The 17,402-nt window shown below is 43.0% G+C and carries 18 protein-coding genes; 9 read left to right on the top strand and 9 right to left on the bottom strand.

Annotated features, from left to right (window positions below):
* Positions 1-213 precede the first annotated feature (213 nt).
* The 3 genes from ABF638_RS14385 (at position 214) to ABF638_RS14375 (ending at position 3,121) form a co-directional block, all read left to right on the top strand.
* The gene (locus ABF638_RS14385; RefSeq protein WP_181928896.1) at positions 214-408 is read left to right on the top strand and encodes a heavy-metal-associated domain-containing protein; all 195 of its coding nucleotides are present in this window, start codon (positions 214-216) and stop codon (positions 406-408) included.
* Between the two features lie 120 nt (positions 409-528).
* Positions 529-2,874 carry a heavy metal translocating P-type ATPase gene (locus tag ABF638_RS14380; RefSeq protein ID WP_435023379.1) on the top strand — a complete coding sequence of 782 codons (2,346 nt, stop codon included), beginning with the start codon at positions 529-531 and terminating at the stop codon, positions 2,872-2,874.
* A gap of 19 nt (positions 2,875-2,893) precedes the next feature.
* Positions 2,894-3,121 carry a hypothetical protein gene (locus ABF638_RS14375; RefSeq protein ID WP_435023329.1) on the top strand — a complete coding sequence of 76 codons (228 nt, stop codon included), beginning with the start codon at positions 2,894-2,896 and terminating at the stop codon, positions 3,119-3,121.
* Positions 3,122-3,269: 148 nt separating this feature from the next.
* Here the strand turns inward: ABF638_RS14375 and ABF638_RS14370 are convergent, their stop codons facing one another.
* Positions 3,270-3,707, bottom strand: coding sequence for a heavy metal-responsive transcriptional regulator (locus ABF638_RS14370; RefSeq protein ID WP_435023328.1), 438 nt, complete (start codon positions 3,705-3,707; stop codon positions 3,270-3,272).
* Positions 3,708-4,053: 346 nt separating this feature from the next.
* On the opposite strand from ABF638_RS14370, the gene ABF638_RS14365 reads away from it, so the two are divergent.
* Entirely contained in the window at positions 4,054-5,142 is a 1,089-nt protein-coding gene (locus tag ABF638_RS14365) for a Rieske 2Fe-2S domain-containing protein (protein ID WP_435023327.1), read from the top strand.
* Between the two features lie 549 nt (positions 5,143-5,691).
* Here ABF638_RS14365 and ABF638_RS14360 read toward each other — a convergent pair.
* Complete coding sequence (locus ABF638_RS14360; RefSeq protein WP_435023326.1) at positions 5,692-5,826, bottom strand: hypothetical protein; 135 nt, start codon at positions 5,824-5,826, stop codon at positions 5,692-5,694.
* Positions 5,827-6,504: 678 nt separating this feature from the next.
* On the opposite strand from ABF638_RS14360, the gene ABF638_RS14355 reads away from it, so the two are divergent.
* The 5 genes from ABF638_RS14355 (at position 6,505) to ABF638_RS14335 (ending at position 13,170) form a co-directional block, all read left to right on the top strand.
* On the top strand, positions 6,505-9,141 hold the full coding sequence (locus ABF638_RS14355) for an EAL domain-containing protein (RefSeq protein ID WP_435023325.1): 2,637 nt from the start codon (positions 6,505-6,507) through the stop codon (positions 9,139-9,141).
* A 74-nt stretch (positions 9,142-9,215) separates the two neighbouring features.
* A complete protein-coding gene (locus ABF638_RS14350; RefSeq protein WP_435023324.1) occupies positions 9,216-10,136 on the top strand; it encodes a histone deacetylase family protein in 921 nt (306 codons plus the stop codon).
* 703 nt (positions 10,137-10,839) lie between these two features.
* Entirely contained in the window at positions 10,840-10,977 is a 138-nt protein-coding gene (locus ABF638_RS14345) for a hypothetical protein (RefSeq protein ID WP_176727159.1), read from the top strand.
* Between the two features lie 177 nt (positions 10,978-11,154).
* Complete coding sequence (locus tag ABF638_RS14340) at positions 11,155-11,601, top strand: tellurite resistance TerB family protein (RefSeq protein WP_435023323.1); 447 nt, start codon at positions 11,155-11,157, stop codon at positions 11,599-11,601.
* Positions 11,602-11,814: 213 nt separating this feature from the next.
* The gene (locus tag ABF638_RS14335) at positions 11,815-13,170 is read left to right on the top strand and encodes a UDP-N-acetylmuramoyl-tripeptide--D-alanyl-D-alanine ligase (protein ID WP_435023322.1); all 1,356 of its coding nucleotides are present in this window, start codon (positions 11,815-11,817) and stop codon (positions 13,168-13,170) included.
* A gap of 92 nt (positions 13,171-13,262) precedes the next feature.
* On the opposite strand, the gene ABF638_RS14330 is transcribed toward ABF638_RS14335, so the two are convergent.
* The 7 genes from ABF638_RS14330 to ABF638_RS14300 are packed head-to-tail and all read right to left on the bottom strand — an operon-like array spanning position 13,263 to position 17,183.
* Entirely contained in the window at positions 13,263-13,925 is a 663-nt protein-coding gene (locus ABF638_RS14330; protein ID WP_435023321.1) for a Na(+)/H(+) antiporter subunit B, read from the bottom strand.
* Positions 13,922-14,500 (bottom strand): DUF4040 domain-containing protein, encoded by a 579-nt coding sequence (locus ABF638_RS14325; RefSeq protein ID WP_435023320.1) that lies wholly within the window; start codon positions 14,498-14,500, stop codon positions 13,922-13,924. Before ABF638_RS14325 ends, ABF638_RS14330 begins: the two co-directional genes overlap by 4 nt.
* Positions 14,493-14,771: a monovalent cation/H(+) antiporter subunit G gene (locus ABF638_RS14320; RefSeq protein WP_435023319.1), complete on the bottom strand. Its 279-nt coding sequence runs from the start codon at positions 14,769-14,771 to the stop codon at positions 14,493-14,495. The genes ABF638_RS14325 and ABF638_RS14320 overlap by 8 nt, the downstream gene beginning before the upstream one ends.
* A 3-nt stretch (positions 14,772-14,774) precedes the next feature.
* Positions 14,775-15,041, bottom strand: a complete 267-nt coding sequence (locus tag ABF638_RS14315) for a hypothetical protein (protein WP_181928936.1) — start codon at positions 15,039-15,041, stop codon at positions 14,775-14,777.
* Positions 15,038-15,427, bottom strand: a complete 390-nt coding sequence (locus tag ABF638_RS14310; protein WP_435023318.1) for a cation:proton antiporter — start codon at positions 15,425-15,427, stop codon at positions 15,038-15,040. The genes ABF638_RS14315 and ABF638_RS14310 overlap by 4 nt, the downstream gene beginning before the upstream one ends.
* Complete coding sequence (locus ABF638_RS14305; protein ID WP_435023317.1) at positions 15,412-16,851, bottom strand: cation:proton antiporter; 1,440 nt, start codon at positions 16,849-16,851, stop codon at positions 15,412-15,414. Before ABF638_RS14305 ends, ABF638_RS14310 begins: the two co-directional genes overlap by 16 nt.
* Entirely contained in the window at positions 16,848-17,183 is a 336-nt protein-coding gene (locus ABF638_RS14300) for a cation:proton antiporter subunit C (protein ID WP_181932850.1), read from the bottom strand. Before ABF638_RS14300 ends, ABF638_RS14305 begins: the two co-directional genes overlap by 4 nt.
* Positions 17,184-17,402: the final 219 nt, after the last annotated feature.

The following is a 17,402-nucleotide window of genomic DNA, read 5'->3' as shown; positions in this document are numbered from 1 at the left end:
TTTGATGGGCAACGGTTACTCGGCTAAACCAAGCTTGTAAAGAGATTTGAAGTTTAGAGAAAAACTTTTAAAAATCTCTAGACTCTCTAGCCGGCTAGAGAGTCTAGGATAAATTCAAGGCGACTCTCTTTCCAGTTATTTCTGACTGTTGACAGATGTCCCTCAGTCATCCAGCTTGGTTTGGCTAGGTTGTTCATTTTATCCCGTAAATCTATGACTCTCCAACTCACGGTTCCTAACATGTCTTGTTCTGTTTGTGCAAGCACCATCACCAAAGCACTTCAGGCAGTTGATGCTAATGCTAGTGTTCAGGCTGATCCAACAACCAAGCTTGTCAGTGTAGAAACTCAAGCATCAGAAACAACAATTAAGGAAGCATTGGCTGCTGCTGGCTATCCAGTTGCTTAAGGGGACTAGGGACTGGGTACTAGTAGAATGACCAATCCCCAATCTCCAATCTCCAATCCCCAATCCCCAATCTCCAATCCCCAATCCCCAGTCCCCAGTCCCCAATCCCCAATCCCCAACATGGATACTCTCACACTCAAACTTCGAGGCATGAGTTGCGCCGCTTGCGCCAACAACATCGAAAAGGCAATTCGCTCTGTTCCTGGGGTAAGGGACTGCAACGTTAACTTTGGAGCAGAACAAGCTACCATCAAGTACGATCGCTCTTTAGCCAATTTGGAGAAAATTCAAACTGCGATCGCATCTGCGGGATACTCTTCTTACTCACCCCAGGAAGAATTGCTCTCTGAAGAAGATGATGCCGAGAAAGCGAGTAGGGAAGCATTACAACGCCAACTCTTCCTCAAGGTAATGGTGGGAGGTGTAATCAGCATTTTCCTACTTTTGGGGTCGTTGCCGATGATGACTGGGCTGAACTTACCCTTAATTCCAAGTTTCTTACAAAATTCTTGGGTACAGTTAGTGCTAACAACACCCGTCGTCTTTTGGTGTGGTGGATCTTTTTATCGGAATGGCTGGAAATCCCTCAAGCGCCATACGGCGACGATGGACACACTGATTGCTTTGGGTACAAGTGCAGCCTATCTATATTCTTTGCTTGTCACTGTTTTCCCGAAATTTTTTATTGCTCAGGGCTTGATACCTCATATTTATTATGAAGTTGCCGCAATAGTCATTACCTTAATTTTGTTGGGGCGGTTGTTGGAAAATCGCGCTAGGGGACAAACTTCTGAAGCCATCCGCAAACTCATCGGACTGCAAGCCAAAGATGCCAGAGTTATCCGTGATGGTGTGGAAATTGATGTTCCCATCGCCGAAGTCAGAATTAACGATGTAATTTTGGTGCGTCCCGGTGAAAAGATTCCCCTAGATGGCGAAGTGATTGCAGGTGCTTCGACGGTAGATGAAGCGATGGTGACTGGTGAAAGTTTGCCAGTTAAAAAGCAGCCAGGAGATGAAGTAATTGGGGCGACGATTAACGGTGCAGGTGCATTTCAGTTTCGGGTGACACGAGTTGGAAATGATACGTTTTTGGCTCAAATCGTCAAATTAGTGCAACAAGCCCAAGGTTCTAAAGCACCTATTCAGCGTTTGGCAGATCAGGTGACAGGATGGTTTGTACCAGCGGTGATTGCCGTTGCGATCGCCACTTTTGTCATTTGGTTTAATTTCACTGGCAACCTCACCCTAGCCACAATGACAACGGTGGGTGTACTGATTATCGCTTGTCCCTGTGCTTTAGGTTTAGCTACTCCCACTTCTGTAATGGTGGGGACGGGTAAAGGTGCAGAAAATGGCATTTTGATTAAGGGTGCTGACAGCTTAGAACTAGCACACAAAATTCAAACGATCGTTCTAGATAAAACTGGCACTTTGACTCAGGGGAAACCGACAGTTACAGACTTTGTAACTGTTAACGGCACAGCTAATGGTAATGAAATCAACCTTTTACAGTTAGCAGCAACAGTGGAACGAAATTCTGAGCATCCTTTAGCTGAAGCGGTTGTTAAATATGCTCAGTCTCAAGAGGTGAGTTTAACAGAGGCAGAGAACTTCCTAGCTAATGCAGGTAGTGGAGTCCAAGCAGTTGTTGCAAATCAGCTTGTACAAATTGGTACACAACGCTGGTTAACAGAACTTGGAATTAACACCATGAGTCTCCAGCAGTATCAAGATGCATGGGAAGCGGCTGGTAAAACAGTCATTTTGATTGCTGTAGATGGCGAACTACAAGGAATAATGGGTATTGCCGATGCCCTCAAACCTTCATCAGCAGCAGTGGTGAAAGCATTACAGAAGTTAGGTTTAGAAGTCGTAATGCTCACCGGAGACAATCGTAAAACTGCTGATGCGATCGCTCTGCAAGTTGGCATCGAGCGAATCTTTGCCGAAGTCCGCCCAGATCAGAAAGCGGCGATTATTCAATCTCTGCAAAGAGAGCAGGGGAAGCAGGGGAGGATGAGGAAGCAGGGGGAGCAAGCAAACAATTATTATTCTCCTTCATCCCCCTCATCCCCCTCATCCCCCCACTCCATTGTCGCAATGGTAGGTGATGGCATAAATGATGCCCCAGCCCTAGCGCAGGCTGATGTGGGAATTGCCATTGGTACGGGAACAGATGTAGCGATCGCAGCTAGCGATATCACCTTAATTTCTGGAGATTTGCAAGGAATTGTCACAGCAATTCAACTCAGCCGTGCCACCATCAACAATATCAAGCAAAATCTCTTCTTTGCCTTTATTTACAACGTCATTGGTATTCCCATTGCGGCGGGAATTCTGTTTCCCATCTTTGGTTGGTTACTAAATCCAATTATCGCTGGGGCTGCGATGGCTCTTTCTTCGCTCTCTGTCGTTAGTAATGCCCTCAGATTGCGTAACTTTCAACCAAAAACTATCTCATAACTTCAGGGTAATTTAGCAAATGTTCAGTAAAAAAATGCTTTGGGGAAGCCTGACAGCTTTAGTGCTGCTCACTGGAACATCAGGTGTAACATTAGCAGAAATGCCAGCCCACTCATCAGAGCAAACCAGCCAATTCCAGCGCATCGAGCAACCTCTGGGTTTGAAAGTCGGGGTTGCGATCGCAGGTTTAGCCTTTATCGGACTAGAATTGTGGTGGTTTCTTCTCTATAAAAGTTCTGAGTCCTAAATGAGGAACGAAGAAATTGCTTTATTTTTTAATTTTTAATTCCGTCTTGCGGTACTAGTGGTCTGTCCCATTAATTTTGCAAGGTTTGTAGTAAGCACTTAAGTGCTTAAAAATTCAGGACTAAAGTCCTTACTACAAACACTAAAAACTAGTTTGACAAAGTACTAGTTCTTTGAATGATGGGACAAATTGTATTCTCATTTTCATGGTGAACGCTGATATTCTTCCAGCCTGAAAGTAATCCCTTTATTTCAGAGCGTAAAGTCAACAGCTGATCAATTTGGTGATCAATCTGTAAAACCTTCTCTTCAAGTTTTTCTTTAATTTCCCCACAGGGAGTTTGTCCTTGGTCATAAACCTGAAGAATATTTCCAATTTCTTCTAAGCTAAGACCAAGATTTTGCGCCCTTTTAATGAATGCCAAACGAGTTAAAACATCCAATGAAAACTGCCGAAAACCTCCCTCTGTTCGTCTTAATGAATTGATTAAGCCCAAACTCTCGTAATAACGAATTGTCCTAATGGGTATTCCGGTTAAATCTGTTACCTGACCAATTAAAAGCAGTTTGTTATCTTGAGTTAACATGGTAGATTTTCCAAATTTTGTAATTATTATTACCTATTTTACCAAATATTAAGTAATTTAAGAGTTTAGCAAATTATTAGCATCAGTATTTGAAATTTTTATCTGATTAGAGATTTTACTAAGTTTTAATTTTTCAAGCATATATTCTGAATGGATCTTAGCTTAATTAAGCTGATATTCAATTAGTATAATTTTTACAATATTAATAATATTTGTTCAAGAGCTTACCTTCTAAATTTCATCTATTTATGGGGTAGCTGTTTCTCATGGTACTGAAAGTAACTGTTTTTTTTGAGTTCCCATGTTACTTCTAGATTAACTGCTTCACTTCAAGTGAAACCATAAAATGAATCTCAACTCGCAGACTTCTAGCTCAATCCGTAAACCTAAAATTTTCAATAATCCAGAGCGTTTTATTGAGGGATGGTATTGGGTAATACCCTCTCAAAATCTGCGGGTGGGTGAAGTAAAACCTATCACGATTTTGGGCAGAGAATTAGTGATTTACCGTGGTAAAGACAAAAGAGTAGTTACCCTTGATGCCTATTGTCCACACATGGGCGCTCACCTTGCTGAAGGCAAAGTTGAGGGTAATGCACTACGTTGTTTTTTCCACCACTGGAAGTTTGATGCTGAGGGGATGTGTGTTGATATCCCATGTTTAGATACGCCGCTTTCGCTAAAGTTACAAACTTGGCCCACTGCTGAAAAGTACGGGATGATTTGGGTTTGGACTGGAGAAATACCACAACAACCTCTACCTTTTGTTCCAGAGTTGGAACAAAAAGAGTGTGATGTCGCCATCCATTCTCATTTTGTGATGAATTGTCACCCCAATGTGGTGATGATTAATGCCATCGATGCTCAACACCTCAATACAGTTCACAAACTGCCAATAGAAGTTGTTTTTGAAAGACAGGAACTGAACGAGAATGCTATTATCTTCAGTAATACTACACCCATCAAAGACAATTCCTTTTTCATTAAGCTCATCCGTCTTTTCTACAAAAATGCCATAACTTATAGTATTTGCTATTGGTACGGTAGCATTGGCATTGTGACACTTGGCCCCGATTTTTTCCATGTCCACATGATGGTTGCAGTTCGCCTCTACGAAGGGGGAAAAACTGAAGGTCAAGTTCTGTTGATGACTAAAAAACGTAAAGGAATTTTTGGTTTGTTATGCAATAGAGTTGTGCTATGGCTGACCAAGATTGCAGCTAAGTACTTTCTCATGGGTGATATTAAGATTCTCCAAACAATTAAGTTTGATTTGAAAACTCCCATCAAAGCAGATCACTCAATTATGCAGTTTATTAACCATGTTGAAAAACAGCAATCCCTAATGTGGGGAACTTGGAAAGAAGGGCGATTGCGCGATGTGGAGAGCAAACCCAAGCGTGAAAGATGGCAAGATACAATGAGTAATGACTAAGTAAGTCGGCGCAATTAAAGCTAACTGGTGGGGCTGTCCTTTGTCATTGGTCATTGGTCATTGATAAGGGTTTTAAGCCTATTTAAGTTTCGTAACATAATTTGGTTTGTTCCCACCGACTTACTTAACATCATGTCTAGATGACCAAAATTCCGTCAGAGTGCTTGGTCAATTAAACAGATACCATATCATACCATTGTCAAAATCTTTGCAACAAATTAATCGTTTGTAGGGGCGTACAGATATACGTCCCTCCAATGTATGGATAGCAGATATTTTATGAAAAATTATAATTAATAAAGTTTAAAAGTTCAATAAAGTTACTTTTAACTTTTAATTTATTTTTTACTGGGCTACCATATTAATAAAAAGAAGTGGCAAAGCCACTTCCTAATTCCCAGGTAGAACCTAAGTTATGAGTATAACGACTACAAAATTTTGAAATAGTATAAACAAACACCAATTAGCTGAATATCTCTATTTTCCTTGTTTTCTGGGTGGGGAAATCCTGATTTCCATCCGCCAAATAACTGTATATTTACATAAGTTTCATGATTGCAATGCAAACTCAATTTTATCTAGTTCATCGCTAAGATATGCCAGCTTTGTCTCTTCATCAAGAAGCTGCTGTTCTAATTGAAACTTGACTGCCGTAGCAGTCTCAATAGCTACAGCTTTCTTCATCTGCTTAAACTTTTCGCTGCGGATATCAAATTCTGCCTGAAGTGCGTCTAGTTTTTGGTGCGATCGCTATCAATCAGTATATCTCGTATAGCCGTTGCATCTTTGCACTCACTACTTCTATCGTAAGCGATTATCCGGACATAATATTATTTATATAAATCGGAGTTTCCCCACCACTCATACCAATTCGCAGTGACGCTCGTTCGCCCTTGGCATGCCGTATACAAGACTCGCTAACGCAATGACGCTCTCTACGAGACGTTAAAAGCGTAGCTTGCTTCTCTGTAAGAGTACGCAAACTTGCTACCGCTACGAAGAGAGCAATTAAAAAACTTAGATGCAGCAAAGCTTTCAGGGGTTACATCTGTATCAGATTTTTCGTTAAATGGTATCAGAATAAAAATCCGCAAATATACGATGTGTTCTATTCAGTGTTTGATTTTATTCTGGGTATCCTAAGAAAGACAAGGTTAAATGATATAGACGAAAGAACAAAGCTTATCACTGTGGTCAATTCTGAAGAGAAAAGCTGGTATGCACCCACATACCAATGAGATCACAGATAGTGAAAACTTTGATTGAGAAAATTTTCCCAGAAGTGCAGCCTGAAAATCTGAACTTCTGGGAGTAGTATTTTTCAGACTAAGACATAAAAATATGAGAATTTGAGGAACAGCCATGCTAGGAAATGAGCGGGAAAAAATACGCCATTTGTTGGTCATCCAAGACCTGGAAGGGCGACGAACTGTCCCTTTACGAGAGACTACTTATTCTCTGGGGCGGCATCCCGCAAACACTATTGTCTTGGCTTCCCGGTCAGTATCAATGCAACATGCAATTTTATTGCGAGTAACTGTTCCAGAGACTGACCAATACGGCTTCCAAATTATTGATGGCAACTATAAGGGTAAAGGAAGTACTAATGGTTTATTTGTGAATGGTGCTAAATGCTTTTCTCATAATCTTAGGCACGGAGATGTCATTGCCTTTGGCAGTAATAAAGCTCAGGCTAAATATTATGCTATTTCTAACCTCTCAGAACAAGCGTTTTCAGAATATTGTGATGTTGAAGACTTATCTGGTTTCCTATCAGAGCAAGCCAATCCTGCCAATCCTTTTCAAACCTTAGCGATCGATCCCAGCTTTGAAGCCGCTAGTGAATCCGCCTTAGCTCGCCTAGCATCCTTCCCTGAACTTATTCCCAATCCAATTATTGAGATGGATTTCGAGGGAAGAATTACTTATCTCAATCCAGCCGCAGGTATCAAGTTTCCTAAACTTCGGGAAGTTGGTACAGAACACCCGATTTTAACAGGACTCCTGAGTGAAGTTAACAATCTAGAACAAAATTCTTTTGTGCGGGAAGTGGAAGTAGGCACTGAAGTTTTTGAACAATCCGTTCTCTACCTTCCTGAAAGTGATCTAATTAGAACTTTTATTGTTCGGGATATTACAGAGCAAAAGCAAGCCACAGCCGAACTTCATCAGCGCGATCGCTTGCTACAAGCAGTTGCGGAAGCTGCCAATTATTTGCTAGGAGAAATGAATTATGAAACTGGTATTGATCGAGCCTTAGCTGTACTGGGTGAAGCTGCCAAGGCAGATCGGGCTTATCTTTTTCAAAACCATCTTCATCCTGCTACAGGGGAAATAGCCGTCAGCCTACGATTTGAATGGACGCACTCTTTTTTTGAATCTACCCACCACCATTGGCAAAATCTGCCTTATCAAGCTTCTGGATTAGCTCGTTGGTACAATGTTCTCTCTACCGGCCAGTCAATTAGCGGAATTACCCAAAAATTTCCTGTCGCCGAACAAGAATTCCTAATTCGAGATGGCATTCAATCCCTTCTTTTAGTGCCTCTTCGCTTGGAAAATGAGTTTTGGGGATACCTTGGCTTGGCAGACTGCACTTTTGAGCGTCATTGGTCTAGGCACGAAGAATCTAGCCTTTTGACCATGGCCGCCAGTATCATTGGTACGCGGCAGCGTCAGCAAGTAGAAGAAAAGATTCGCTATCAAGCCCTCCATGACGTGCTGACAGGGTTGCCCAATCGCCTACTATTTAACGAACTGCTCAGTAAAACTCTGCCCAACGCCACTCGTAATAGTGAAAGTTTAGCTGTGATATTCCTTGACCTGGATCGCTTCAAGGTTATTAATGACACTCTGGGGCACACTCTGGGAGATCAATTGTTACAAAGCGTCGCTCAAAGGTTAAAAGACTCACTTAGAGGCGGAGACACCATAGCCCGTTGGGGAGGCGATGAGTTCACTATCTTACTCCCACGAGTTAATGATATTGAAGAGGTAACGCTGGTGGCGTACAGAATCTTACAAGCTTTAGAGGATGCTTTCCATCTACAAGGGCATGAACTTTACGTGACTGCCAGCCTCGGTATTGCGTTGCTTGATAACAACAGTCCTGATGCCGAAACACTAATCCAGCACGCCGATGCTGCTTTGTACTATGCCAAGGATAAAGGGCGAAATAACTACCAGTTCTATAGTGTTTCCCTGAGCGCTAAAAATCCTGAACTCTTGACTTTAGAAAAGAGCTTGCGCTATGCCCTAGAACGCAATGAATTTACGGTGTACTATCAGCCTCGTGTGAACATTGCCACAGAAGAAATTACTGGTGTGGAGGCTCTGTTGCGTTGGCAGCACCCAGAGATGGGATTGGTTGCACCCAGTGTCTTTATTCCCCTTGCCGAAGAAAGTGGATTAATTGTCCCCATCGGCGAATGGGTGCTGCGGACAGCCTGTATTCAAAATAAAATCTGGCAAGATGCAGGATTACCACCCATAATGATGGCTGTCAATCTTTCTCTTAAGCAGTTCCGCCAACCCAAATTGGTTGAGACTATAGCCACAGTTTTAGAACAAACGGGTCTGGAAGCGCGCTTTTTAGAATTAGAAATTATGGAAACCACAGCCATTGAGGATTTGGATTTTACCAGAACGGTGTTAGAGAATCTAAAGCAGATGGGTGTTTATATCTCCATTGATGACTTTGGTACGGGTCATTCCTCGCTCTCGCGCCTACAACTTTTACCACTCCATAATTTGAAAATAGATAAATCTTTCATTCAATATTTGACGCAGGATGTCAAAGTAGCTCATATTATCAAGGCCATAGTTACCTTGGGACACAGCTTGGGATTAAAGTTGACAGCTGAAGGGGTAGAAAAAGAAGAGGAATTAGAGTTCTTAAAATCTATCAATTGCGAGGAAGTACAAGGCTTTCTATTCTACCGGCCGCTTTCTGCCCAGAAAGCAACAGAAATCCTTGAAAGTAAACGACCAAAACTGTAGTACAAAGAAAAACTCTTTGTACCAGTGACGATACAATAACATTCAGTGTCGCTGCTGCCAACCTTTTTCGTCCTATGCTCCCAGTCATCTATTCCGACGAATTTTTAGATCACAAGACTGGAAAATACCATCCTGAAAAACCAGAACGCTTGATAGCGATCGCAAATGCCCTAAAAGCAGCTACATTTGCAGATCAAATCTCCTGGCGATCGCCTACACCAGCATCAGAACAATCATCACTGATGCCATCGTTGGTTAGAGCACATAGCCCAGCCTACATCAAAAAACTTTGGCAAATCGCTTCTAGTGGCGGTGGCCCTTTGGATGGAGATACACCAGTTTCCCCACGCAGTTATGATGTGGCACTGTTGGCAGTCAGTGCATGGTTGGATGGAGTTGAGGTTGTGTTAAGTTCAGCTAATCCAGCTTTTGTCCTAGCGCGTCCCCCAGGGCATCATGCAGAAAGTGATGCGGGGATGGGCTTTTGTCTATTTTCTAATGCTGCGATCGCAGCTTTATTTGCCCTCGATCAACCCGGAATTAACCGCGTCGCCATCCTCGATTGGGATGTACATCACGGTAATGGTACTCAAGCGATCGTCGAAGCTGAAGCACGTATTGCCTACTGTTCCCTACATCAGTATCCCTGCTATCCCGGTACTGGGAGAGCGGCAGAACGCGGTTTTCATAAAAATGTCTTAAATTTACCAGTACCCCCCGGTAGTGATATTGCACTATATCAGCCATTATTTGAAACACAAGTCGTACCGTTTTTAGCTAACTTTCAGCCGGATTTACTGATTGTGAGTGCTGGTTATGATGGCAATGCCGCAGATCCTTTGGCAAGTATCAATTTGCAACCAGAAGACTACGCATTATTTACTGATTATTGTCTAGGGATAACTCGTAAAATTCTGTTTGGCTTAGAAGGTGGTTATGACTTTGATAGTCTTTCTCAATCAGTTGTAGCGACGATTGAACGCTGTTTACTTTAGGACTTTCCTTTTTTTTTAAGTGAAATTTCGGTATTCCTGATTGAATCACTCTGGTATATGTACTGAGATCATAGTAATCCTAGAAGGCAGGAGGCAGGAGGTAGACTACTCTCTATCCAATACTTGTCGGTTAAGGGGGAAAGGGGAAGGGGGAAAGGGAAATTAAAAACCTTTAACCCAAACCCAGTAACCCTTTCCCAAAACCAAACTTTGGGTTCAAAATGCTTAACCGAGTAGTATTGACTCTCTATCTACTGCCGCGATGCCTACGGTGGCAAGCAATGCTATGGAAGCTCACGGTTTAAGACCCCATTCAACGAAAGTTCATAACTGCCAAATAATCCGCTGGATTATTTGGCAGTTATGCCTTCTACCTTCTGTCTCCTGCCCTCTACCTCCTGCCCTCTGCCTCCTGCCTCCTGCCTCCTGCCTTCTACAATGTGAGTTAGTTGACTAATTTAACAACTATCTTTACGTAAATTTAGGGCGACACAACTTTTGCTCTAAACTCAACCTAAGTAATTTCTTTTACCAATACTCTCTAAAGTTCATCAAAACTTCAGAAATAAAAAGTTTAAACAGTGTTCTTAAACAGCTAAAGTTTTGTTAAGATGCAATTGCTAGCAGTTTCTTAGCGAAATTCACCTATCGGTGTGTGGAGAAATAAAAAGTACTAGCAGCACAAATTTCAACAGGTGAAGCAATGACCACCTACATTTTTTTTGATGAAGCCCTACGGATGCTGACCAACGCCTATTTGATGTCAATAGTACTGTTAATAGCAGGTTCTGGTATAGGTTTGGCGGTAATTGAGACGATAGAAAAGACAGGAGAACGCTAAGTTTACAAATGGCAGTGTAGTTATTGCCAAAAACCATTGGGTGCAAGTGTTCGCCGCGAATAAATCCTGGGAACACTAAAGCATGAAAGTCTCACAGCGTTACAGTCTTACCTGGAAATCTACCAAATACACAGGTAACTGTCGCGCTGGTGGGACTCTAACCAAGGAGTCACTACAATGGGTCTATTCGACGCTGTGTTGGGCACAGAAAGCCAAACCCAAGCAGCACTCAATCCAGCAGAAGCTTTTGCTGTCATTATCTTGGTGGCAACAGCCTCAGACGGTTACCTTTCTATTGAGCAAGCAAATTCTATCACTTCTGTGCTGTCACGGATGAAACTTTTTAAAAGTTATCCCTATGAGATGATGAACAGGCTGTTTGACAAAATCTTGTGTATTCTTCAGGGGGATGGTTTTAATGCTTTATTTAATGCAGCAAAAGATTCTCTATCTCAAGATTTACGGGAAGCAGCCTTTGCAGTAGCTACCGATTTAGTCTTAGCTGAAGGTATCGTAGCTGAAGAAGAAAAAAACTTCTTAAATGATTTATATCAAGCTTTAGGGGTTTCTAGTGAGATAGCAATACAAATTGTGCAAGTAATCTTGATTAAAAACCGGGGATAGGACGATAGAAGATATGCCTAATTAAACTATATAAATAGCTTATAAACAAAGCGTGCCAAAGGAGTTAAGTTTCTTTGGCACTATTTTTGGTGTTATTGTGACCAGGCTTAGATTCGCGCCTTTTTAGATAAGTCGTAAATCTTGTTGTTCAATGCAGTATTGTGTCATAATCCGATTTTATAATTTTGAACATTAAATTGTAAATCACTTATTATGCATTGTTCTGCCACCCTAACCGAACTGGTTGAAGTTATTTTTGCCCAAACTCTAAACTTATCTGAAACTACTTTAACAAAAGTAAGTAGCGGTATCCAAACAGATAGCCGTACCCTAAAGCCGGGTGAAGTATTTGTCGCTTTCCGAGGCGATAAGTTTGATGGACATGAATTTGTGCCAACTGCGATCGCAAAGGGTGCAATAGCTGCAATCGTAGATTTTGAATACGAAAATCCCGGTTTTCCGGTATTACAAGTAAAAGACACCCTCAAGGCATATCAAAAACTTGGTAGATGGTGGCGCGATCGCTTTAATATTCCTGTAATTGGCGTAACGGGTTCGGTGGGTAAAACTACAACCAAAGAATTAATCGCCGCAGTTTTAGGAACAAAGGGACGAGTTCACAAAACTTATGGAAATTACAACAACGAAATCGGTGTTCCGAAAACTCTCCTAAAACTTGGCGCAGAAAATGACTACGCCGTGATTGAAATGGCGATGCGCGGTAGAGGACAAATTGCCGAACTGACACAAATAGCGCGTCCAACAATTGGAGTGATTACCAATGTGGGGACAGCGCATATTGAGTTACTGGGTTCCGAAGAAGCGATCGCTGAGGCAAAATGTGAGTTATTAGCAGAAATGTCTGCTGATGGTGTGGCAATTCTCAACCACGATAATCCCTTATTAATGGCCACGGCGGCGAAAGTTTGGCAGGGAGAAGTTTTGACTTACGGCTTTTCTGGCGGGGATATTCAAGGGCAATTAATTGATAACGAAACTGTGGAAGTTGCAGGAATCCAACTGCCTCTACCTTTACCCGGTCGTCACAATGCGACTAATTTCTTAGCTGCTTTAGCCGTGGCAAAAGTACTGGGGATAGATTGGGCAAGCCTCAAAGCAGGTGTGATCGTGGATATGCCTACAGGAAGATCGCAACGATTTACTTTACCTAATGATGTGGTAATTTTAGATGAAACTTATAATGCTGCACCAGAAGCTATGATAGCAGCGTTGCAATTATTGGCAGACACACCCGGAAAGCGGAAGATTGCCGTATTGGGTGCAATGAAAGAATTGGGAGAGCGATCGCAGCAGTTGCACCAGCGAGTGGGAGAAACAGTGCGAAAGTTGAATTTAGACGGCTTGTTGGTTTTGGTAGATGGACAAGATGCCGAAGCGATCGCTCTTAGTGCTGAAGGTATTCCATCGGAGTGCTTTGCAACTCATGCTGATTTGGTAGCTAGGTTGAAGACATTCGTGCAAACAGGCGATCGTTTATTGTTTAAAGCTGCCCATTCTGTGGGATTAGATCGGGTAGTTAATCAGTTACGTGCAGAATTTCCCAAATGAAAAACTCCACGCCACTTGCGGGATGGAGTTTTTGGGCATGGAAAATGGGTATGGGGAAGAGTCACCAATGCCCAATGCCCCAATAGAAACTCTCACAACAATCCCCGATAACGAATAAAAACCAAAATCACCGCCCATGACCCTAACGCGACTTTGACTGCAACCAGAATATTCAGCAAAGGGATAACTCCCCCACTAACAAGTGCGCCTAACTCTCCGTGCGGTAACTCAATTCCAGCCAGAGTTATAACCGCCAGTAAAATGAAAACCAGAACCGAAACTTTCTCCCATGTAGCGGCGTGCCATCGCTGGTAGATGCCTTGCATCCACTCCGCCGATGAGGTAATTGCAACCAGTCCGATCGCTGTTCCACCCGCTACCCCGGCGGCAAAACCACCACCGGGGCTGAGATGTCCCCGAATCGCGAGTTCGATACTTACCAACGCGGCAATAGTCGCTCCTAGCCGTGCTAGAACAATAGATGGTTGATCGGTGAAACGATAGATTGTGCAAGATGGTCTTTCATTTGCCAGCAGAAAACTAGCTCCCATGATTGCGATCGTAAATACCACCACCTCGAAGATAGTGTCATACAGCCGATTTCTGAGAATGATCACTGTAACCGCATTGGGTACGCCACCATCTTTGACAATCGATTCAACGATAGAGAAATCCGGTAAATCTGCTGCTGGATTGGGCATGATGAGCATTTTGAAGTACAGTGCTATGCCCGCCGCAATGTAGATCCATTTCATGTATGCTCCTCCCCTGAATGTAGTGTATTTACATAGGCTAGGATTGTTCCTGGTGACGAAAGTTCGGTTTGCATGATGTCATAGATGCGTTGGATTCTGGTTTTGGTGTGATAGGGTTGCTTTTCGTCCTCATACACTGCGCCGTTTTGATCACTTTGTTTCGGTCGGACACAGATTGTATGGACTTCTTTTTCCATCAGTGCCCGGTGCAATGACTGTGTATTAGTGTAGGTAACAAGTTCAAGACGCATATAGCGCTTGCCAAAAATTGTGCGGAACTCATCCATCAGTTTCGCAAAATGCTGATTGTCATCTTCCTCATCTTTGAGTACGCCAAGACGCATGACCAAGGATGAACGCACTGCCACAGCGTAAAGCGTAATTGCCAGCATAGTACCCACCAAGGCTTCGGTCAAAGCCACATCAGGCGCTCCCAAAACCGTATATACCAATGCTGCGATCGCTCCCAATATGCCGCGAATCACCAACGCATGGTATGGATTAACTTGAAATACCAGCATACAAGCAGCCAATGGCAGCAGGGCAATGATCACATATATATAGCTATCATTCATGGCTACGCTCGCTACTAGAACAGTAAGCCAACACATACCCCAGCACTGTATTCCAAATCGCTAAAGAGATGATGGCGAGGATGAGTAACGGCCATTCACTAGGTATTTTCAAGAGCAGTCCGATGATAATACTCATCGATCCGAGCGTATCTGCAACCGAAAGACTATGCAGCTTGAATAACACCGAGCGATCGCCAAGCAAGGGTAAGGTTCCCCAAAACCAGAAGAAGATTCCTAAAACTATGCAAGTATAACTAAGCAGGTTAATCATATATTACTCATTCGCTAAATCATTCATTCTTTTGAGGACATGTGCCAACAACATTAAGCCGGCATTCCCCACACTCAAGATAATTACTCCGACAACACCAATCATCCAATCGTCACGCAAGACAGATACAACCAAGATCATGATTGAACATTTGGTTGCAGCACTGGCAAATGCCAGCATTTTTTGCCAAATATCATCATCTTGCCATGCCTCATACATGGGGATGAGCAGTGTCAGAATCATTGCAATCAATGCCAAGTTCAGGATCATACTTTTCTCCTCCGTCGCACTCGGTGGACTTCATACCACCCTGCTTCGTGATATTTCAAAACAATGGTCTTGGGTGTAAAGGTGATCAAGAATATATCCAGGAATATCAGTCCTGGTGTCCGTCGTGGTTTGACTTGTTCCGTCGTGATATCTTCGTGATTATGCGGACGGAGGATGATTTCAAATGCCTCAATATACGCCTGCGGAATTGCCACGATGATCTCACCTAGCACACGCAGCCAATCTTTTAATGATTCTCTAGCTGTTTTACCGCCAGGCAATAGAAGTGCGATGCTTACGCCAATGATGATATTTGCCACACTAAAATCGGCAGTGAGCAAAAACCAGATAGTCAGTCGCAATATAAAATTTAGATGCCCAACCATGCAAATCCCTTCCAGAAAAGCAGGATTAAAATTAGACTCATTACACCAATCAGATGATCAAATTCTTCAAGGACACGCGGTAGCTTGAGTATTGAGTGTTTGAAAATTAGTAAGTACGCCAACCATCCAACGCCGATGGTTGCAAGGGGTTTGATAATATTCGCAACCGTGTACGCCTCGTAATACACAACGTTGGCCAGAATCAGCCCACCGAGTAATAGGATCATGGCTGCCCAAAAACCAGGCTTTACATCTGCTTGTCCTCCACGCGGCAGAAATATGAATTTAGCAAAGGATATTGCCGTTCCGAGGGCTGCAACATTCATTGCGATCGCTTGCCAAGGCAGCAAATTCTTTGTCGTCAACACCTTCGCCCCAAAGCCGGACAACAAGGGGAACCCAGAGATCGAAAAGCTGGCTATCACCAAGGCAATCCAAATTGGGGTAGCGATCGCTTGATGTTGTAGTTCCTTGAAATTTCGACTCGGTAAAGCCCCAGCAATTAGAAAAAGCGCCGATTTAACCAGTCCGTGCGTCAGCGCATAAAAACCACCCACAACCGGGGCGGCGAGGATAAAACCTAACTGCGAAACTGTATGAAATGCCAGCATCCGCTTGGTATCTTTTTCAAAGACTGCATAGAAAACTCCCAGAAGCGCCGTGCCAACTCCGAAGATTCTCACTATTGGGTCAACCTCTTCCACCATCAGCGCACACCGTACTAATGGATAGACACCAGCTTTTACCACAACTCCCGACAGCATCGCCGACACTGGCGTTTCCGATTCCGAGTGAGTCAACGGCAACCATAATCCCGATACAAAAATTCCTCCTTTTGTCAAGAGTCCCAGAAAGATGAGGGCAAGTGCCTCTGGAGGTGCTACGCGCAAACCTGCAAAACTAAAGGAATGATCCGCCTGATAGACCAGCACCGCACCAACCAGATAAAACAGCATTGCCACGTTGCTGATGAACAGATAGCGTAGACCAACCCAAATCGATCGGTCAGTTCGAGGATAGGCAATCAAGAGAAACGCAGCAATACCGCTTACCTCTAACGCCACGTATAAACTGATCAAATCCGCACAGGCAAACGCGGCATTGATGCTGCCATGCAAAATGATAAGTTGTGCGTAAAAAAAAGCTGTCTTATCGCTGTGCCAACAGTAGAGGATGACTGCTGCCGTCACCAGCCCATTGGTTAAGATAAAATAGCCGCTTAATTGATCGACTGTTAAAATAACGCCAAAATTATCCAGTAACTTTAGTGTCAGTGGAGAACGTTCAAGAAATAGCTGTAACGCATAAGTTGCCGAAGCAAACGCCATGCACAGGGCAAGGTATCTATCAAGCTTGGGGAGTAGATAAATGACGAACCCCACAAAAAATGGTAGTGCAATCCATGCGATTGTAATGGTACTCATGGGGTATTGTTCTTCTCGATTTCGTTACTTTCTAAAGTCGGATTATCCCGTGCTAGCTTCATAACACCGACCAGCATTAACGCCTGAATCGAAAATCCGATCACAATCGCCGTCAATATCACCGCCTGGGGAACCGGATCGGCGTATCTGACATTTTTGACGTTGGAAATAATTGGTGTGAACAAGCCACCTCGTGATGCAATCAGTACGTAATAGGCGATAACCCCCGTACTCATGACATCCATAGAGATGATCTTCATCACAAGGTTCTTTTTGAGGATGATGCCGAAAAATCCGCACAATATTGTTGCGAATATGCACGCTTCTAACACGGGAATTGCCTGTTGCATAAAGGTTGAAGGTAAAAGAAAAAATAAAATTCGTTTCTTTTACCTAATCTTGTGTTTAAGAGGATATTTTAAAAGTGGTGGCTGATGTATCAAAAACTTTAGATCCTCCTAAATCCTCCTTAAAAAGGAGGACTTTGATTCCGGTTCCCCCCTTAAAAAGGCTACCGTGTATACACAAGTCGGGTTGAGAATCAAATAGAG

The sequence above is a fragment of the Nostoc sp. CALU 1950 genome, assembly GCF_051172895.1.
Classification (GTDB): domain Bacteria; phylum Cyanobacteriota; class Cyanobacteriia; order Cyanobacteriales; family Nostocaceae; genus Nostoc; species Nostoc edaphicum_A.
This window is presented reverse-complemented; position numbering and strand designations above follow the sequence as displayed.